Genomic DNA, 16,544 nt, shown 5'->3' with positions numbered 1-16,544 from the left:
CGAAATCCACGCTTGCCAAGCCTTACCGGCCAGTGAGCGAGGAAAAGACTTTTATTCGGCCCTCTTTTGCGGTACAGCCCAACCTTGCGCCCGGCGCGGGCCGTTTCCCGCCGGATCATACACCATTCAGACCGCATCAAGGCATCCAAGACAATGACCGAATCCAAGGAAAGCACCGTCCGGCTGCTCATCACCTGCCCGGACCAGCCGGGTATCGTAGCCGCAGTTTCCGGTTTTCTGCACAGCAAGAACGCCAATATCATCCACTCGGACCAGCATTCCACCGACCCCGAAGGCGGCCGGTTCTTCATGCGCAACGAATTTTTCCTGCCCGGCCTGGACATGGACGGCCTGGACGGCCTGCGCAGGGAATTTGCCGAAAAAGTGGCGGGCAATTTCATCATGGACTGGTCCCTGAACCCGGTCTGGGTACCCAAACGAATGGTCATCCTCTGCTCCAAGGTGGACCACGCCCTCATGGAGCTTCTCTGGCGCTGGAAGCGCGGTGAGCTGGACGCTGAAGTGTCCATGGTCATATCCAACCACCCGACCCTGCAACGCGAAGTGGAGAACTTCGGCGTGCCCTTCCACCACGTGCCCGTGGGCCCGTCCCTCAGAGACAAGGTCACGGCCGAGGACGCCATGATCGAGCTGATGAACGGCCAGACGGACCTCATCGTGCTCGCCCGCTACATGCAGATATTGACCTCGGACTTCGTCAGCCGCTATCCCAACCAAATCATCAACATCCACCACTCGTTCCTGCCCGCCTTCGTGGGCGCGGACCCTTACCGCAGGGCCTACGAGCGCGGCGTCAAGCTCATCGGAGCCACCGCCCACTACGTCACCGAAAAGCTGGATGAAGGCCCGATCATCGAACAGGACGTCATCCGCGTGACCCACAGCCACACCGTGGACGACCTGAAGAGGCTCGGCGGCGACATCGAACGCCAGGTCCTGTCCCGTGCCGTCAAATGGCACCTGGAGGACAGGGTCATTGTAGACGGCAACAAGACCATCGTCTTCCGCCGCTAGCCGACGCAAAAAAAACGCACCAAAGACCGCCGCCCGTAAAAAGGTCAGGCGGTCTTTTTTACGCCGTATTTTCGCAGGATTTCGGTCAGTCGAACCGTCAGGTTGGTTGTGGTCCGGGCCACCAGTTCCAGATTGATGAGAACCATGATGTCCACACGGAACACAGCCCGCTTCCACAGCTCGGACAGCCCCTGGCGCAATTCCGGCTCCAGGGAGAGCATGGACATGGCCTCGGCCATCTGCTTGGCGGTCTTGTACTTGAACAACAGGGTGTCTTCCCTGGTCACGTCGTTTCCGAAGAGCTGCTTCTTGCGGATTTTGGACATGCCGGGCAGCGCGTCCACGGCCTGGGCGGGCACCCGTCTGGCCCGGCCGCTGCGCACCTGGATTTTACCCCCCTCCTCACGGCCGCATTCCTTGAGAATCTGGATAAAATGATTTTCCAGCAGGAAAAACAGAATTTTCTCCAGCACAGGCAGACTGAAATCCTTCTTGAGCGGCGTAATGCCCTGAATCTGATCCGGTACCACGGCTTCCAGCGCCTTGAAAAAATGATCGCCGGTCACGCCGAAAGCAATGGCCGCACCGATGCCCAGCCCCACAAGCTGGTCCAGTACGAACTTGAACCAGACCTGTTCCCTTTTCCGCTCCTCGGAGTCCTTGCCCCCGGCCTCGCCGTCAGGGGAAGCTGAAGCCTCGGCCACCCGCGCCCGATACTGGTTCTCGAACTCCTCGGCCACAGGGTCGGAGCAAACGATACACGCGGCATGGAGCAACTCGCCGGAGGAGAGCCCGTCGAATTGCGACAGCGGCTTCATCCCCTTGAGCAACATGGCCTGGACCAGCTTGGTCCGAGTCCGCTGGACGGGATTTTCACGGGCGGCGATGTAGCTCTTCTGGATACGAGTCTTGGAAATTTCTTGATCCGTGGGGTTGAGCCTGGAAAGGATATCATCGAAAAGGAACCGGATAACCAGAAAAGTCCGCTCCTTGGCCACGACGTACCGCCCGCCGTCCAGAATCTCGCGGTGCGCGTCCTTCACCCGGCTGGCGATGAACTCCTCCACGAAGGCGTTCCAGAACACCTGGTCGATCCGGTGCTTCTCAATGAGCGCGCCGTACTGCTCCAGGCTCTGTCGGCCGAAGTAGCGCAGGACCAGCTCTTCGAAGTTGTCCGTCACCAGGGCCATGGCGTAGACAATGCCCTGGGCGCATTTCACGAGCACGGCCTCGATGTTGAGCAACGCGGCCTCCAACTCGTCGCGACGCGACGAGTCCCCGGTCTTGGCCGCCTTCTCATGATGAGCCAGCATCACGATGAACCGGCCGATCCGCTCATGGATGAACTCGTATCCGGGATGTCCCACCCGGCCGCACAGAAGCTCCTTGACGCTGCTGCGTTGCGCGTCGAGCATGGGATATTCGTTGATGGCCGGGGCATTGTGCTCCAAAATCGCCAACAACATCTCTCGTTCCGTGACCTCGCGCAGCGATGAACGCTCCTTCAGGGCGCGCAATGTCTTCTGGTAGGCGGCAAGACGCTCTTCCTTGCCCGCTCTTTTCGTCCTTATTCCAGGGGATACTTCCGTCATGACCTCAAACTATCCTCGATGCAGCTTTTCGCGAGCTTAACCCTATGCCATCCGCACTTCTTCTGCAAAAGGATTTTCTCCAACCGCTCCGGGACAAAAGAGTTCGCGCCGCCCTTGACCTCAACCGCCCGGGGCGGCCATAACACAGCCGTGATAACCTGTACGAAATGCGGAGGCAAAAACTCCGACGACGCCCTGGCCTGCGCCCGCTGCGGCAACAAACTCCAATCCTCCCGACGCGCTGTATCGCGCCCGGACCACTCGACCGCGCCCCTCGAACCATTCCGGCATCAGGGTTTGCCACGGGACCTCATGCAAACCGTCAAACGTATGCTGGAAGCCTGGGCCTACGTCCTGGTCCTCGGCTCCGTGGCCGGGGCCTGCATCGCCTACAAAGTATGGTGGCCGCTCTATCCAACGATCGCCGTCATCGCCTTGCTCCTCTGGTTTCGGAGAGTTTAGAGGCACCGGAACCCCCATCCCTTTTTCCTTCCTGAACTTTTTGTGCCGCTACGCGGATTGAACGAGTGCTATGAAATTTACATTTTCAAAAGCACACCATTCGCCGAAGATGACATAAAAAGTTTGGGAGATCCTCAAGAACCCTTTTCAAAGGGTTCTTGAGCCGTCGAAAACACCCGGTCGGCGAGGCCCCTCCCCTTCCACCAGCCACTCCGCTCATCTCACGCAAAAAAGCCCCTGAGCGAACTCGGGGGCTTTGGCATACGTAGTTATCGGAGCTATTGCACCGGAGGCGGCGTGGTTCCCGGAACTGCGCCCTGTTGTCCCTGGGCGGGTTGCCCGTCTTCGGGCGGCAGCACTTCGAGTGCCTTGCGCAGGTCTTCCTCAAGCAGGTCGGGAATGGGACGGTCCCAGAACTTGTCGTCCAGCTTCTCCTCTTCGGTTTTTTCCGAACAGCAGACAATGGGTTGGCTGTTGCGGCATTCCGAGGAGGAGTATTCGACAACGCCGCACTTGCTGGTCTTGTCGAACTCGTAGGGGATGGTCCGGGTCAGCTTGAGAAATTCCCGACCCTGGACGCGAATCTTGTCGTTGGAAATACCGACCACAAACCGGGCCATCTGCTTGGCGTAGAACACGGAAAAGAGGTAAACGTTATCCCGGACCTTGGCCACGAAATTGACCTCTCTGGCGTCCTTGCACAGGATGCGCGCAAGGACCTGCTTGCCCAGGCAGATATCCATGTCCATGTAATCCGAGGCGCGGGCCGGGCCGGAAACAACGGCCAGGGCCAGAGCCAGACACAGGGCGATGAGGATGCGTCGCATTGTCCTTCCTTGGTTGCCTTATCCGAGATCGAGAAAGAGCTGAAACCCTTCCGGATCGCGGGTTTCGCACCGCTCCTTGCAGCCGCAGCAGCGGTATTGGCCCTTTTTGAGGTACCACTGGGCCTTCCACGAACAATCGCAGTTGAAATACTCGTACACCGAGGCGTCCACTGCGCCCCGGTACCGGGTGTATCCTTCCTGTATGAGCTTTTGCTTGCAGTTCATGGTCATGCGGCGGTCCGTTTGTCAGGCCTTGAGCCAGGAAAAGATGTACACCCGCCGACAATATATTGCAAAAGACATTCCATGGGAAAAAACAGCCCCTTATGAATCAAGTATTTTTTTGAGGGATAAGCAGGGAAACAAAAAAGCCGATGGCGGCCACCGCGATGATCGATGCGCCGGAGGTCAGGTCCAGGGCGTAGGAAAAGAAAAGCCCCGTGACGGTGAATAAGGCGGACAGGAGGGTGGACACCAGCATCATCACCTTGAGAGAGCGGGTACGCCGCTCGGCGATGAAAGGCGGTATGGTCAAAAGCGCGATGACCAGGATAAGGCCGACCACGCGGATAATCATGACCACGCACAGACCTACCATGACGATGAGCAGGATATAGAGAAAATCCACGGGCACGCCGCGCGAACGGGCGAACTCCTCGTCAAAACTCATTACCGTGAAACCCCGGTAGAAGACGAGCACCATGACGGCGACAACGGCGGCCATGGCGGCCATGATCCAGAGGTCGCTGCGCGGCACGGCCAGGATGGAGCCGAACAGGTAGCTCATGAGGTCCACGTTGTAACCGGGGGTGAGGTCCAGAAGGATGATGCCGAGCGCCATGCCCGAGGCCCATATGACGCCGATGACGGTATCCACCCGCTCCCGGGCGTGCAACGTGACCAGGGCCATAATCAGGGCCATGCAGACGGTGAAGGCCGCGGTCACGGGCAGGACAGGCAGCCCGAGGAGAAAGGCCAGCCCCACTCCGCCGTAGGAGGCGTGAGCGATGCCGCCGGAGATGAAGACGATGCGGTTGACCACGACCAGGGTGCCGATGACGCCGCAAATGAGGCTCGCGAGAAGCCCTGCGGCCAGGGCGTTCTGCATGAAATCGAAGCTCAGGACGTCCATTACGCCTCCCCGTCCCCGGCAGAGCCCTTGGATTCGTCGTCCCGATCATGGGGAGCGAGCACCCGATGCGGCACATGGCCGTGGGTGACCAGCTCAACCGGGCAGCAATGGTCTCCGGCCCCGCCGTAGGCCATGGTGAACATGTCGTCGGTGATTTCAGGAGCCTTGTGGAAATGAAGCGAACGATTGACGCAAGCCACGGACTTGACGCCCGAGGACAGGGAAGAGATATCGTGGCTGACCATAATCACGGTCATGTCCTTATTCAGTTCGGTAAGCAGGGCGAACAGGGCCGTCCGGCTGACGGAGTCCACGCTGGCCGTGGGTTCGTCGAGCAGGAGCAGCTCCGGGGAGTCCACCAGGGCGCGGGCGATGAACACGCGCTGTTTCTGGCCGCCGGACAGCCGAGCCAGGCCGCGCCCCTCGAAGGCGAGCATGTCCACCTTTTCCAAAGCCCGGCGCGCCTTTTCATGATCGGCCCTGGAGTGGCGGCCGGACATCCCCTTGAAGCCGGGCCGGACCGTGCCCATGCAGACCGCTTCGAGCACGGTGATGGGAAAGGAACCCGCCACCACGGTATGCTGGGGCAGGTAGCCGATGCGCCCTCCGGCCTCGCCCGGAGGCAGGCCGAGAACGCGGATGGTGCCGCTGTCGGGCTTGATGAGTCCGAGAATGAGCTTGAGCAAGGTGGACTTGCCGCCGCCGTTGGGGCCGAGTACGGCCAGATAGTCGCCGCGCTCAATGCGCAGGTCGACATCTTGCAGCACCGGCAAACCGCCGGGTGCGTAATTCAGACCCTGTATGTCTACAACGGGCTCAGACACTCGAAACTCCAGATAAAACACGTTGGATGGACATCCATACAGACCTAGTTAGCGTAGCACAAGCCCTGATATCACGCCAGCCAGGCCCAAACCCAGGCGGCCGCGGGCATGGCGAGGGCCGTCAGGTATAGCCTGAAGTCCACATCTTTGCCCGGCAGGCCGAAGCGGGTCGTCAGTAGCCCGATGACGGCGCCCAGGCCAAGCCCGGCCGCAAAGCCGAAAAGATGCGCGCCCAGATCCACATTGCCCTCCCCGTCGCCCGCCCCGAGCATGGCCAGCAGACCGAGCCCCGCGCCGAACGGAATGAGCGCCGTGCGCGTAAACCGCAGGAAACGCCGGAACCACGAGCCTTCGCCGAGGCCGTGCAGTCCGCCCCCCACGCCGAATGGCCTGATTCCGGCGAGCACCCCGGCCGCGCCGAAGGTGGCTGTGGAGAAGCCTATGGCGTCGTGATGCACCCCCAGGGCAAGGGAGTTGAAGAGGTTGCCGAGCACCCCGGACAGGATGGTCAGCATCCACGCCGCGCCCGAGCCGAGCCGACGCGCGGCCAGCCAGATGAACACCCCGCCGATGGCCGCGTTCCCGGCCACGTGCGGACCGTCCGCGTGCAGGGTCAGGGCCGTGCAAAGCCTCCACCACTGGCCGGAAAGAATGGCTCCGGCGTCCGCGCTGCCCAGGCGCACCCACAGGTCCGGATAGAGCCCCTGGGCAGGATAGGTCCGGGAATAAACCCAATAAAAGAGAACAAGCAGGGCCAGCCCGAACAGGGTCGGCTCCAGCCCGCCCACGGGCCGCAGGTCCGGCAGCTCAGTCCGGGCAAGCTCAGGCCGATTTTCCTCGAAATACTGGCAGATCTCCCCGGCGCCCCGGTCGGCATACCACTCCTGAACCATAACCGCATATCCCCCTCCCTGCTCGGCGCTAAGCCGCCGCAACCTGTGAGGGACATGGCGCGAGGCCAGGACCAGCGCCCAGAGTTGGGCTTCCTTGTGCGACAAGGGGGCGGCGTCCTCTCCTCGGACCAGGGGGACGAGATCGGTCCAGGCATGTCGCAGGACTCGGCGAAACAATCCGGGGCGGCCGGTTCGAAGGTTCATGCCGCAATGTATTAGGAAATCCGGCCGCGCGCAAACCGGTTTCATCCTTGCGGTGCGGCGCGCTCCACCCTACACTTGCCGGGTCCCGCAAACCTTCAGCCCGACGAGCCCGCCATGCGCAATTTCTTCGCCGTCCTGCTTCTGCCGTTCCTTATCCTTCTTTCCGGCCCCGCCCATGCCGCCGACCTTGACGCCATGATCGGCCAGATGCTCATGGCCGGATTCCGGGGATTCGCCGTGGACGAGGACAGCGCAATCGTCCGCGACATCCGCGACCGAGGCCTGGGCGGAGTGATTCTCTTCGACCACGACATGCTGCTGGGCAGCGGCCGACGCAACATCCGGTCGGCGGAACAGGTCGAAAAACTCATCCGCGATCTCCAGGCGCAAGCCCGGATTCCCCTGCTCGTGGCCGTGGATCAGGAAGGCGGCAAGGTGCAGCGGCTCAAGCGGAAGTACGGTTTCCACGAGACACCGGCCGCTGCCGACATGTGCGCTGACGGAGAATTCAACGTGCGCACGGCGGGGTACATGATCGGGTCCAATCTCTCCTCGGTGGGCTTCAACCTGGATTTCGCCCCGGTGGTGGATGTGAACGTCAATCCCGACAGCCCGGCCATCGGCAGGCTCGGACGTAGCTTCTCAAGCGATCCCATGCGGACCGCCCACTGCGCCGGAGTGTTCGTGGATGAACTGCACCGGGCGGGCGTGCTCTCCTGTCTCAAGCACTTCCCCGGGCACGGGTCCGCCGGGACCGATTCCCACGCCGGGCTGACCGATGTGACCGAAACCTGGTCCGAGGCCGAACTCACTCCCTACCGGGAACTGATCGGAAGCGGCAGGGCCGACATGATAATGACCGCCCATATCTTCAACGCGAAACTCGACCCGAACTATCCGGCCACCCTCTCGAAAAAGGTCGTTACCGGCCTGCTGCGTGAAAAGCTCGGCTTCGACGGCGTGGTCATCACCGACGACATGGACATGGGAGCCATCGCCGATGAATACGGCCGCAAGGAAGCCGTGCGTCTGGCCATCGAGGCCGGTGCGGACATTCTTCTCTTCGGCAACAACCTCTCCTACGACCGGCGCATCGCGGAAAAGGCCCACGCTATCATCCGGGAACTCGTGGACGACGGGATCATTCCCCGGTCGCGCATCGAGACATCGTACAACCGCATCCTGCGCCTGAAGCAATCCCTGAAACAATAACCGCCGACCGTCCAGTGCGGACGATCGGCGGCCTGTGATGAACAACTCTCCGAGAGGGCTACCAGAACAGCCCGGACGTTCCGGAAGTAAACAGAATTTGTTCCTGGGCCTCGGTCAGCAGGACCAGCTCGGTCCCCTCTTCCTCGACATGCAAACGGCGCACCTTGGCCAGAAACGTCAGATAGGTAAATTCCTGCTCATCCATGCCCGGCCCGCAGGATTTGCGGGTGGAGGCCAGAGGGCCGAATTCGATCTTGTCACCCGTCAGGGAATAGGTGCCGTTGAAGGCGTTGCACCCGCCGAATCCCTCAACCGTGCCGTCGGCGTTGAACGTCAACGTCCGCGCGGGATCGTCGCCGTAGCTCCGGGCCACGATTCTACGCAGGGTCCAGGTCTTGCCGACCAGGGCCTGGCGGATGGCGTCCTCGCTCATCGTCGGGGCGTTGTGGGTCCCACATGCGCCCAGCGCCGCCAGGACGGCGACAAGCAGCGCGGCGAACCCGATTCTTTTCCACATGGTCAGCATCGTTCGTCTCCTTGATCGGTGTCTATCTTTATTGAATAGCAAGGGCTTTGTCCCGATGCAAGAAAACGTGAAACCCCCGGCGCGGCAATCCGGACCGGGGGTGTGATCGGCATCTGCCGTGCGGGTCGTTATTTCACGTCCGGACAGGCTTTGAGCGCCTCCTCGATGTCGCGCTGGGGCAACTCGAAGTTGGTCAAAAGTCCCTGGTTGAAGGCGTCGTAGGACGCCAGGTCGAGCATACCGTGGCCGGAGTACAAAAAGACGATGACGTCGTCCGGTCCGGCGGTTTTGGCCGCCTCAATGGCCCCCTTGATGGCGTGGGACGTCTCGGGCGCGGGCAAAAATCCCTCGGTCTGCATAAACAGTTTGGCCGCCTCGAAGCACTCGGTCTGGAAGTAGGCCACGGGTTCGCACAGCCCCTCGTTGACGATGTTGCAGACGATGGGCGCGTCGCCGTGATAGCGCAGGCCCCCGGCGTGGATGGGCGCGGGCATGAAATCGTGCCCCAGCGTATGCATCTTGACCAACGGGGTGAGCCGGGCCATGTCGCCGAAGTCGTAGCGGTACTCGCCCCGGGTAAGGGTCGGACACGCCTTGGGCTCCACCGCGATGAACCGGACCGGGTCTCCCTCCAGCTTCTGCGGCATAAACGGCAGGACCAGCCCGCCGAAATTGGAACCGCCGCCCACACAGCCGACCAAATGGGTGGCCTTCTCGCCGACCATCTCCAACTGCTTCTGCACTTCCAGGCCGGTGATGGTCTGATGGATAAGCACGTGGTTGAGCACCGAGCCCAGCGCGTACTTGGTGTCGTCATGGGTGGCCGCGTCCTCCACAGCCTCGGAAATGGCCAGGCCCAGCGATCCCTTGCAGTTCGGGTCCTTGGCCAGCATCTCACGGCCCGTCCGGGTCTGCTCCGACGGCGAGGCATAAATGGTCCCGCCGTAGGTGTTTATTATCATCTTGCGGTACGGCTTCTGCTCGTAGGAGACCTTGACCATGTAAACCACGCACTCCATGCCGTACTGGGCGCAGGCGAACGACAGGGCCGTGCCCCACTGTCCCGCGCCGGTCTCGGTGGCCAGCCGCTTCACGCCCTCGATCTTGTTATAGTACGCCTGGGGAACCGAGGTGTTGGGCTTATGGGAACCCGCCGGAGACACGGACTCATCCTTGTAAAATATCTTGCACTTGGCGCCGATGGCCTTTTCCAGCCGGTCGGCTCGCACCAGGGGGGATGGACGCCATATCCTGTAGACGTCCATGACCTCTTCGGGAATGTCGATGAACCGTTCGGGGCTCATCTCCTGGGCAATGAGGGAATCCGGGAAAATCGGGGAGAGCATGTCCGGGGTGAGCGGTTCCATGGTCTGCGGGTTGAGGGGCGGAGCCATGGGCGTGGGCAAATCCGGCATGGGATTGTACCACTGGGTAGGCATCTGGTCCTGGGGCAAAAAGATCTTCTTCACTGACATGGTGTTCCTCCGAACAGTTGCGCTGCGGGCCGTAACGGCGGGAGCGTACCGACTCCCCTCCGGCCCCTGCGGGTTGACGTAAAAAAAAACCACTGGCGTTTCATCCAGCGGCTTTTCCGATGTCCAACTGCGCACGGAAGCACCCGCCACCAGGACCGGCGGCGGAAATACTTCAGCGCGCGTCTAGGAATCGGGCCGCTTGACGTTGCGCCACCCGCGCGCACAAAAGTAATTGTATGATATGGGTGTTTGCATAGTTGCCATGGTTACTCCCGAACTTCCCGCGAAGTCAAGCGGGCCTACTCGGCCAGCCCGGCCGCCAGCTCGGGCAGAATCTCCCCGGCCGGGCCGTGCAGCGCGAAGTCCATGAGCCCCGTGTTCGGAGTCGGCTCCCTGTTGATCTCCACGGTCACGGCCCCGTGGTCCTTGGCCAGTTGGCAAAAGGACGCGGCGGGTTGCACCAGGCTCGATGTGCCCACGGATAGGAATACGTCCGCCTTGCCGATCTGCTCGATGGCCAGCCGGAGCACGCCGGGCGTGAGCGGTTCCCCGAACCAAACCACGCCGGGCCGGAGCAGATGGCCGCACACGGGACATTCCGGCAGGTCGGGCAAGTCGGTAAAATCCTCCCGCGCATGGGTGCAGACCGTGCACCGGACCTGCCACAGCGAACCGTGCATCTCCACCATTCTGAGGCTGCCCGCCCTGGCGTGCAGTCCATCCACGTTCTGGGTAATCAGAAGAAAATTCGGCATCTGCCGCTCCATGGCCGCCAGGGCCAGGTGCGCCGGATTGGGTTCGCAGTCTCTCACCAGCCCGCGCCGCCAGTTGTAGAATTCCCAGACCAGTTCCGGGTGCGCGGCAAAGGCGTCCGGCCTGGCCAGGTCCTCGGCCCGATGCCGCTTCCACAGCCCGTCCCGGCCGCGAAAGGTGGGGACCCCGCTCTCGGCGGACACCCCCGCCCCGGTAAGAACGACAACCCGCCTGTCGCCTCCCAGCATCGCCTTGACCATTTCCAATTCACCCAGCACGATATCTCCAACCAGTTATTATATTTTCAAATCTGCCGCTAAAAACGCTGCGCGGCGGCTTTTCCGGACTCCCGGCCGCTTGCAATCCAACCGAATAAACGTCATAGTCCGCTTCTTCATCTCGAAACAATCCCGACACATCGCCGAGGAGGACCCATTGGCTACCAGAACTGTTTATTTCATTGAAGGCGACGGCATCGGCTCCGAAGTCTGGGCCGCCGGACGTCCCGTCCTGAACAAGGCCGTTGAGATGGCCTACGGCGGGGCCAACAAACTCGACTGGCAGGAACTGCTTGCCGGTGAAAAGGGCTTTGCCGAGACCGGCGAGTACCTGCCCCAGGCCACCATGGAAGCCCTGTCCAAGGCAGATTTGGCCATGAAAGGCCCCCTGAACACGCCCGTGGGCAAGGGATACCGCAGCCTCAACGTGACCATGCGCCAGGCCTTCGACCTCTACGCCTGCATCCGGCCCATCAAATATTTCGAGGGAATAGAATCCCCCGTCAAACGCCCCGACCTGGTGGACATGGTCGTGTTCCGCGAGAACACCGAAGACGTCTACGCCGGTATTGAATACCAGTCCGGTTCCCCGGAAGCCAGAAAATTGATCGACTATCTCGTGGGCGAACTCGGCGCGAAGATCGATCCCACCGCCAGCATCGGCATCAAGCCCATCACTCCGGCGGGCTCCAAGCGGCTGGTCAAAAAGGCCATCGACTTCGCCATCGCCGAAAACCGCTCTTCCGTAACCCTGGTCCACAAGGGCAACATCATGAAGACCACCGAGGGCGGCTTCCGCGCCTGGGGTTACGAGCTGGCCGACGAGGAGTACAAGGGCAAGGTCGTACGCGAGGGCGAAGACGGCGAGGGCGTGGTCATCAAGGACCGCATCGCCGACGCCATGTTCCAGAACGTGCTCATGTACCCCGAGCAGTATTCGGTCCTCGCCACCACCAACCTCAACGGCGACTACATCTCCGACGCCCTGGCCGCACAGGTGGGCGGACTGGGGCTGGCCCCCGGCGTGAACATGGGCGACCGGCTCGCCTTCTTCGAGCCGACCCATGGCACCGCCCCGACCATCGCGGGCAAGGACATGGCCAACCCCGGCTCCCTGATCCTGTCCGGCGCCATGCTCCTTGAGCACATCGGCTGGCATGAAGCCGCCGCGCTCATCCACGCCTCGATGGAAAAGACCCTGGCCGACAAGAAGGTCACCGTCGACCTGGCCTCCCAGATCCAAGGCTCCACCCGGGTGGGCTGCAAGGAATTCGGCGAACTTCTGCTGGCCAACCTGTAGCAGGCAGCCATATCGAACCCAACCGGCGGGCCGCGAACTTGTTTCGCGGCCCGCCGTTCCTTTTCCTCCCGACGATTTCCCGCGCCCGTCTTGACCGGCACACCCCGCTCGGCTACCCTCTCACATGGCGAAAACCGTTTCCCGACCGGGCCGTTCGGCCCGCCGCCGGGTACCGCGTTCGCCGTCGATCGCTTGTCCCGAATCCGGGACGCCCGACCTTCGGATTCCTGCTCCCGGCCCCGCACGGGCCGTCATACTCCGCAACACCCTGAATAAAGGAGTCGATTCATGCCTCAACATACCGCTGCGCCCCCCCGCCCCGAAAAGGAGACCGACCTCAACGGCGCGGACAGCCTGGTCGCCACCCTGGTCGAAAGCGGGGTGGAAGTCTGTTTCGCCAACCCCGGCACCTCCGAGATGCACTTCGTCTCCGCTCTGGACCGCATCCCCGGCATACGCCCGGTGCTCTGCCTTTTCGAGGGCGTGGCTACCGGCGCGGCCGACGGCTATGCCCGCATGACCGGCAAGCCCGCGTGCACCCTGCTCCATCTCGGACCGGGATTTGCCAACGGCATGGCCAACCTGCACAATGCGCGCAAGGGCCAGTCGCCGGTAATCAACGTCGTTGGCGACCACGCGACATACCACGAACGGTACAACGCGCCCCTGACATCCAACGTCACCGCGTTCGCCGAGGCCATCTCCCACTGGGTCGCCCGCCCGAGGAGCGCCCGCGCCGTGGCCGCCGACGCCGCACGCGCCGTACGCGCCGCGCGCACCGCCCCGGGACAGGTGGCCACTCTGATCCTGCCTGCGGACACGGCCTGGCTCCAGGCCGAACGCCCCGCGCCCGCCCTGCCGGTCCCGGTCCCCGCACCCGTGGCCCAAGACGCCATCGACGTTGCAGCAAAGGCACTCATGGACGGCGGCAAAACCGCCATCCTCCTGCGCGGATCGGTGCTCCACGGCGAAGGGCTTGCCGCCGCAGGCCGCATCTGCGCAAAGACAGGGGCCACACTCTTCTGCGACACCTTCACCCCGCGTATGCGCTCCGGCGCAGGCTCGCCCGTGGTGGAACGGCTGCCCTACCGGGGCAAGGATGTTCTGGCGCGTCTCGACGGCTTTGACCGACTGTTGCTCGTCGGAGCGCAGCCGCCTGTTTCGTTCTTCGCCTATCCCGGCCAGGAGGGCTGGCTTACCCCGCCGCATTGCGACATCCTGACCCTGTCCCAGCCCGACGAAGACGGAAACCGCGCGCTCGCCGACCTGGCAACGGCGATCGACGCCCCGGACCACGCGCCCACGGTCCCGCTCGATCCGCCCGCCCTGCCCGCCGACGGTCCGCTCACCGCCGAAGCCGCCATGCGCATCGTGGCCGCACTGCTGCCGGAAAACGCCATCGTCGCCGATGAAGGCATCACGTCCACCCTGCCCTATGCGAACCAGCTCTCCCAGGCCGCGCCGCACGACTACCTGGCCCTGACCGGCGGCTCCATCGGCGGTATCCTGCCCCTCTCCACCGGGGCCGCGGTGGCCGCGCCCGATCGCAAGGTCGTCTGTCTCGAAGGCGACGGCAGCGCCATGTACACCCTCCAGGCCCTGTGGACCCAGGCCAGGGAGGACCTGAACGTGGTCACCGTCCTGTACGCCAACCGCTCCTATGCGGTCCTCAACCAGGAACTCAAGCTGGTCCGCGCCGCGTCCAAGGGTGACAAGGCCCTGTCTCTCCTGGACCTGCATGATCCGGCCCTGGACTGGGTGAAGCTCGCCGAAGGCATGGGCGTCCAGGCCGTGCGCGCGGAAACGACCCAGGCCTTTGCCGACGCCCTGCGCTCGGCCCTCGACGCGTCCGGTCCCAGGCTTATCGAGGCCGTCATCTGATTTGACGTCCGGGCGGGCCCAAGCGCGACGGCGCAGGCCCGCCCGACGGTCCGGCGCAAGAGGTCGTCCAAAGGCACTTTAATCCGTTTCTGTCAGGGTTTTCCGTTTTAGACCTTGCGAAAACCTTGGCTCTCTACTAAGTGAAAGTCATGCCTGAAAAAGATAAACGCATTCTCATCCTTGGCGTCGGAAATATCCTCTTCACCGACGAGGGATTCGGCGTCCGCGTGGCCGAGGATCTCGAACAGAAATACGAGTTTTCCGACAACGTCACCGTGCTCGACGGCGGCACCCTGGGCCTCAAGCTCATGGGACCGATCATGGAGTCGGACTACCTCATCATTGTGGACATCGTCCTCAACGACGGCACGCCGGGCGAAATCTTCCGCCTCCTCGGCGAAGACCTGAACAAGGCGTGCGCCTTCAAGAACTCAATGCACCAGACCGACTTGCTCGACACGCTGGCCCAGTGTAGCATTATCGGAAGCGTGCCGGACAACGTCATTCTTTTCGGCATAGAGCCGGTCAACTTCAAGGACATGTCCGCCGCCCTGTCCCCGGAACTGGAAATGCGACTTCCGCAGATGGAAGCCCTGGTTCTTGAGGAAGTGAAGAACGCCGGCGGCTCCTACACCCTTCGGACGGACAAAAACCCCGCAACGGAGAAAATTTATGTGCCTCGCGATTCCTGCAGAAATTCTTGAAATAAATGACGGCGTCGCCACCTGCAAAGTGGGCGAAGGCGACACCACGGTCCAGGCGTCCATCATGCTCCTAGACGAGGAAGCAAACATCGGCGACTACATCATCATCCACGCCGGTTTCGCCCTGCGCAAGCTCGACCCCAAGGAGGCGCAGGAAACACTCAAGATCCTCCGCGACATGGTCGATCTCCTTGGCGGCGAAAACTACCAGCACGAAATGCTCTAGCCATTTCCATCAGCCATAACAAAGGCCCGGAACACACCGTGTTCCGGGCCTTTTCTTGTTTCGAATAACGCAAATCAATGGGCCACGCTGTCGGAGAACAGATTTATGACCGCCACGCCGCCCACGATAAGGGCCATGCCGAGGATCGCCGGAAAATCCAACGGCTGCTTATACACGACCACCCCGGCCAGGCCGATGAGCACAATGCCAAGCCCTGCCCAGATGGGACACCCATGGGAATGGTTCGAAGCATCAGGCCGAGCAGGAAAAAGTCCAGCCCGTAGCCAACCACCAGCAGGCTCGGACCGATGCGGGAAAAACCATCGCTCACCTGAAGCGCCGTGGCGCCGATGACTTCACAGACAATGGCCAGGGCAAAATAAACGTATCCCACCATACCTCCGATAGTTGTGCCGATCTAGATTCGCTCTTTCTTGCCGGGCAAGAACGAAGTGCGGATGAAGGTGGGGCTGGCAAAGGCCAAGGGGTTGCGGATCACGAGGTCCGGAAGGATGTGGTACCAGCGATAGCCGAGGTCGTGAAAATAGGCACGGGCGCTGTCCAGGTGGCCGGTTTCGCGGGCTGCGTGCAGCGCGGCGTCCCGCTGACAGCGGGACCCGGCCAGGGGCTTGAGGATGCGTTCGCTGAATCCGTACTTGAGAAACATGGCCTTGATGCGCCGGTACTCCCGGTGCCGGGACACGCCGTCCGCCATGGCGAAGAACGCGACCACGAACCAGCACACGCCCCACCAGCAAAACGCCCCGGCCAAAGACGCGTTGCCCGAGGCCCACTGCGAAACACCGGCCCCCTTGAGTCCGAGGGCCAAAAGCAACGCACCGAGTCCGGTCATGTACGGCCACGGAGCGGCTTGCACGTATCGAGCTCCCCGCTTGAGCATTCCGAGTTTTTCCATTTCACGCATACCCGACTGCGTAGCCAACAACACATAAAAGGTCAAACATCTGCACACCTGCCCGAAACTCTCACTGATTCGTGATCCCCGAAGCCTTCGAAAGCGGCCGACCGGCTACGCCAAGCAACCCCGTCCCAACGTCGTCCTGACGCACTGCAAGGGCAAACCGTCTTCATTTTCTTGTCAAATATTCAACTGGTTGCGCGCTTCACTCCAGGCCTCTTTCGCTCTTCCGACGCATCAAGCTTTGTCAAAAGCATCGAACGCGGACAAACAGACCGGTCGGTGAGCGGGTGTATAATTC

At 62.1% G+C, this 16,544-nt stretch carries 18 protein-coding genes and 1 pseudogene; 7 read left to right on the top strand and 12 right to left on the bottom strand.

Features of this window, described 5'->3' with window-relative positions:
- Window positions 1-153 precede the first annotated feature (153 nt).
- A complete protein-coding gene (purU, locus tag LF599_RS05110) occupies window positions 154-1,035 on the top strand; it encodes a formyltetrahydrofolate deformylase (RefSeq protein ID WP_279522532.1) in 882 nt (293 codons plus the stop codon).
- 44 nt (window positions 1,036-1,079) lie between these two features.
- Here the strand turns inward: purU and LF599_RS05105 are convergent, their stop codons facing one another.
- The gene (locus tag LF599_RS05105; protein WP_279522531.1) at window positions 1,080-2,627 is read right to left on the bottom strand and encodes a hypothetical protein; all 1,548 of its coding nucleotides are present in this window, start codon (window positions 2,625-2,627) and stop codon (window positions 1,080-1,082) included.
- 312 nt (window positions 2,628-2,939) lie between these two features.
- On the opposite strand from LF599_RS05105, the gene LF599_RS05100 reads away from it, so the two are divergent.
- Window positions 2,940-3,089: a hypothetical protein gene (locus LF599_RS05100; protein ID WP_269941485.1), complete on the top strand. Its 150-nt coding sequence runs from the start codon at window positions 2,940-2,942 to the stop codon at window positions 3,087-3,089.
- A 278-nt stretch (window positions 3,090-3,367) separates the two neighbouring features.
- Here LF599_RS05100 and LF599_RS05095 read toward each other — a convergent pair whose 3' ends face one another.
- The 5 genes from LF599_RS05095 to LF599_RS05075 all read right to left on the bottom strand — a co-directional run bounded on the left by LF599_RS05095 (window position 3,368) and on the right by LF599_RS05075 (window position 6,870).
- Window positions 3,368-3,916, bottom strand: a complete 549-nt coding sequence (locus tag LF599_RS05095) for a hypothetical protein (RefSeq protein ID WP_269941486.1) — start codon at window positions 3,914-3,916, stop codon at window positions 3,368-3,370.
- Between the two features lie 18 nt (window positions 3,917-3,934).
- On the bottom strand, window positions 3,935-4,147 hold the full coding sequence (locus tag LF599_RS05090) for a DNA-binding protein (RefSeq protein ID WP_279522530.1): 213 nt from the start codon (window positions 4,145-4,147) through the stop codon (window positions 3,935-3,937).
- Between the two features lie 100 nt (window positions 4,148-4,247).
- A complete protein-coding gene (locus tag LF599_RS05085) occupies window positions 4,248-5,048 on the bottom strand; it encodes a metal ABC transporter permease (RefSeq protein WP_279522529.1) in 801 nt (266 codons plus the stop codon).
- Window positions 5,048-5,872: a metal ABC transporter ATP-binding protein gene (locus LF599_RS05080; RefSeq protein ID WP_269941487.1), complete on the bottom strand. Its 825-nt coding sequence runs from the start codon at window positions 5,870-5,872 to the stop codon at window positions 5,048-5,050. Before LF599_RS05080 ends, LF599_RS05085 begins: the two co-directional genes overlap by 1 nt.
- A gap of 71 nt (window positions 5,873-5,943) precedes the next feature.
- Window positions 5,944-6,870 carry a rhomboid family intramembrane serine protease gene (locus tag LF599_RS05075; protein ID WP_279522528.1) on the bottom strand — a complete coding sequence of 309 codons (927 nt, stop codon included), beginning with the start codon at window positions 6,868-6,870 and terminating at the stop codon, window positions 5,944-5,946.
- Between the two features lie 213 nt (window positions 6,871-7,083).
- On the opposite strand from LF599_RS05075, the gene LF599_RS05070 reads away from it, so the two are divergent.
- Window positions 7,084-8,181 (top strand): glycoside hydrolase family 3 protein, encoded by a 1,098-nt coding sequence (locus LF599_RS05070; protein ID WP_279522527.1) that lies wholly within the window; start codon window positions 7,084-7,086, stop codon window positions 8,179-8,181.
- A 58-nt stretch (window positions 8,182-8,239) separates the two neighbouring features.
- Here the strand turns inward: LF599_RS05070 and LF599_RS05065 are convergent, their stop codons facing one another.
- From LF599_RS05065 to LF599_RS05055, 3 genes are all read right to left on the bottom strand, one after another.
- The gene (locus LF599_RS05065; protein ID WP_279522526.1) at window positions 8,240-8,707 is read right to left on the bottom strand and encodes an META domain-containing protein; all 468 of its coding nucleotides are present in this window, start codon (window positions 8,705-8,707) and stop codon (window positions 8,240-8,242) included.
- A gap of 128 nt (window positions 8,708-8,835) precedes the next feature.
- Window positions 8,836-10,182, bottom strand: a complete 1,347-nt coding sequence (locus tag LF599_RS05060; protein ID WP_279522525.1) for a TrpB-like pyridoxal phosphate-dependent enzyme — start codon at window positions 10,180-10,182, stop codon at window positions 8,836-8,838.
- 299 nt (window positions 10,183-10,481) lie between these two features.
- Window positions 10,482-11,213 (bottom strand): SIR2 family NAD-dependent protein deacylase, encoded by a 732-nt coding sequence (locus tag LF599_RS05055; protein ID WP_279522524.1) that lies wholly within the window; start codon window positions 11,211-11,213, stop codon window positions 10,482-10,484.
- Between the two features lie 157 nt (window positions 11,214-11,370).
- On the opposite strand from LF599_RS05055, the gene icd reads away from it, so the two are divergent.
- From icd to LF599_RS05035, 4 genes are all read left to right on the top strand, one after another.
- Window positions 11,371-12,513 carry an NADP-dependent isocitrate dehydrogenase gene (icd, locus tag LF599_RS05050; protein ID WP_279522523.1) on the top strand — a complete coding sequence of 381 codons (1,143 nt, stop codon included), beginning with the start codon at window positions 11,371-11,373 and terminating at the stop codon, window positions 12,511-12,513.
- 288 nt (window positions 12,514-12,801) lie between these two features.
- Complete coding sequence (locus LF599_RS05045) at window positions 12,802-14,394, top strand: acetolactate synthase large subunit (RefSeq protein WP_279522522.1); 1,593 nt, start codon at window positions 12,802-12,804, stop codon at window positions 14,392-14,394.
- A gap of 149 nt (window positions 14,395-14,543) precedes the next feature.
- Complete coding sequence (locus LF599_RS05040; protein WP_269941496.1) at window positions 14,544-15,098, top strand: HyaD/HybD family hydrogenase maturation endopeptidase; 555 nt, start codon at window positions 14,544-14,546, stop codon at window positions 15,096-15,098.
- Entirely contained in the window at window positions 15,067-15,324 is a 258-nt protein-coding gene (locus LF599_RS05035) for a HypC/HybG/HupF family hydrogenase formation chaperone (RefSeq protein WP_269941497.1), read from the top strand. Before LF599_RS05040 ends, LF599_RS05035 begins: the two co-directional genes overlap by 32 nt.
- A 74-nt stretch (window positions 15,325-15,398) precedes the next feature.
- Here the strand turns inward: LF599_RS05035 and LF599_RS05030 are convergent, their stop codons facing one another.
- The 3 genes and pseudogenes from LF599_RS05030 to LF599_RS05020 all read right to left on the bottom strand — a co-directional run bounded on the left by LF599_RS05030 (window position 15,399) and on the right by LF599_RS05020 (window position 16,249).
- Window positions 15,399-15,527, bottom strand: a complete 129-nt coding sequence (locus LF599_RS05030) for a DMT family transporter (RefSeq protein ID WP_269941498.1) — start codon at window positions 15,525-15,527, stop codon at window positions 15,399-15,401.
- 83 nt (window positions 15,528-15,610) lie between these two features.
- A pseudogene (locus LF599_RS05025) lies at window positions 15,611-15,721 on the bottom strand (SMR family transporter); the annotation flags it as partial.
- Between the two features lie 21 nt (window positions 15,722-15,742).
- Window positions 15,743-16,249, bottom strand: coding sequence for a hypothetical protein (locus tag LF599_RS05020; RefSeq protein WP_279522521.1), 507 nt, complete (start codon window positions 16,247-16,249; stop codon window positions 15,743-15,745).
- Window positions 16,250-16,544 lie beyond the last annotated feature (295 nt).

Source organism: Pseudodesulfovibrio thermohalotolerans, assembly GCF_021353295.2.
Lineage (GTDB): Bacteria > Desulfobacterota > Desulfovibrionia > Desulfovibrionales > Desulfovibrionaceae > Pseudodesulfovibrio > Pseudodesulfovibrio thermohalotolerans.
This window is presented reverse-complemented; position numbering and strand designations above follow the sequence as displayed.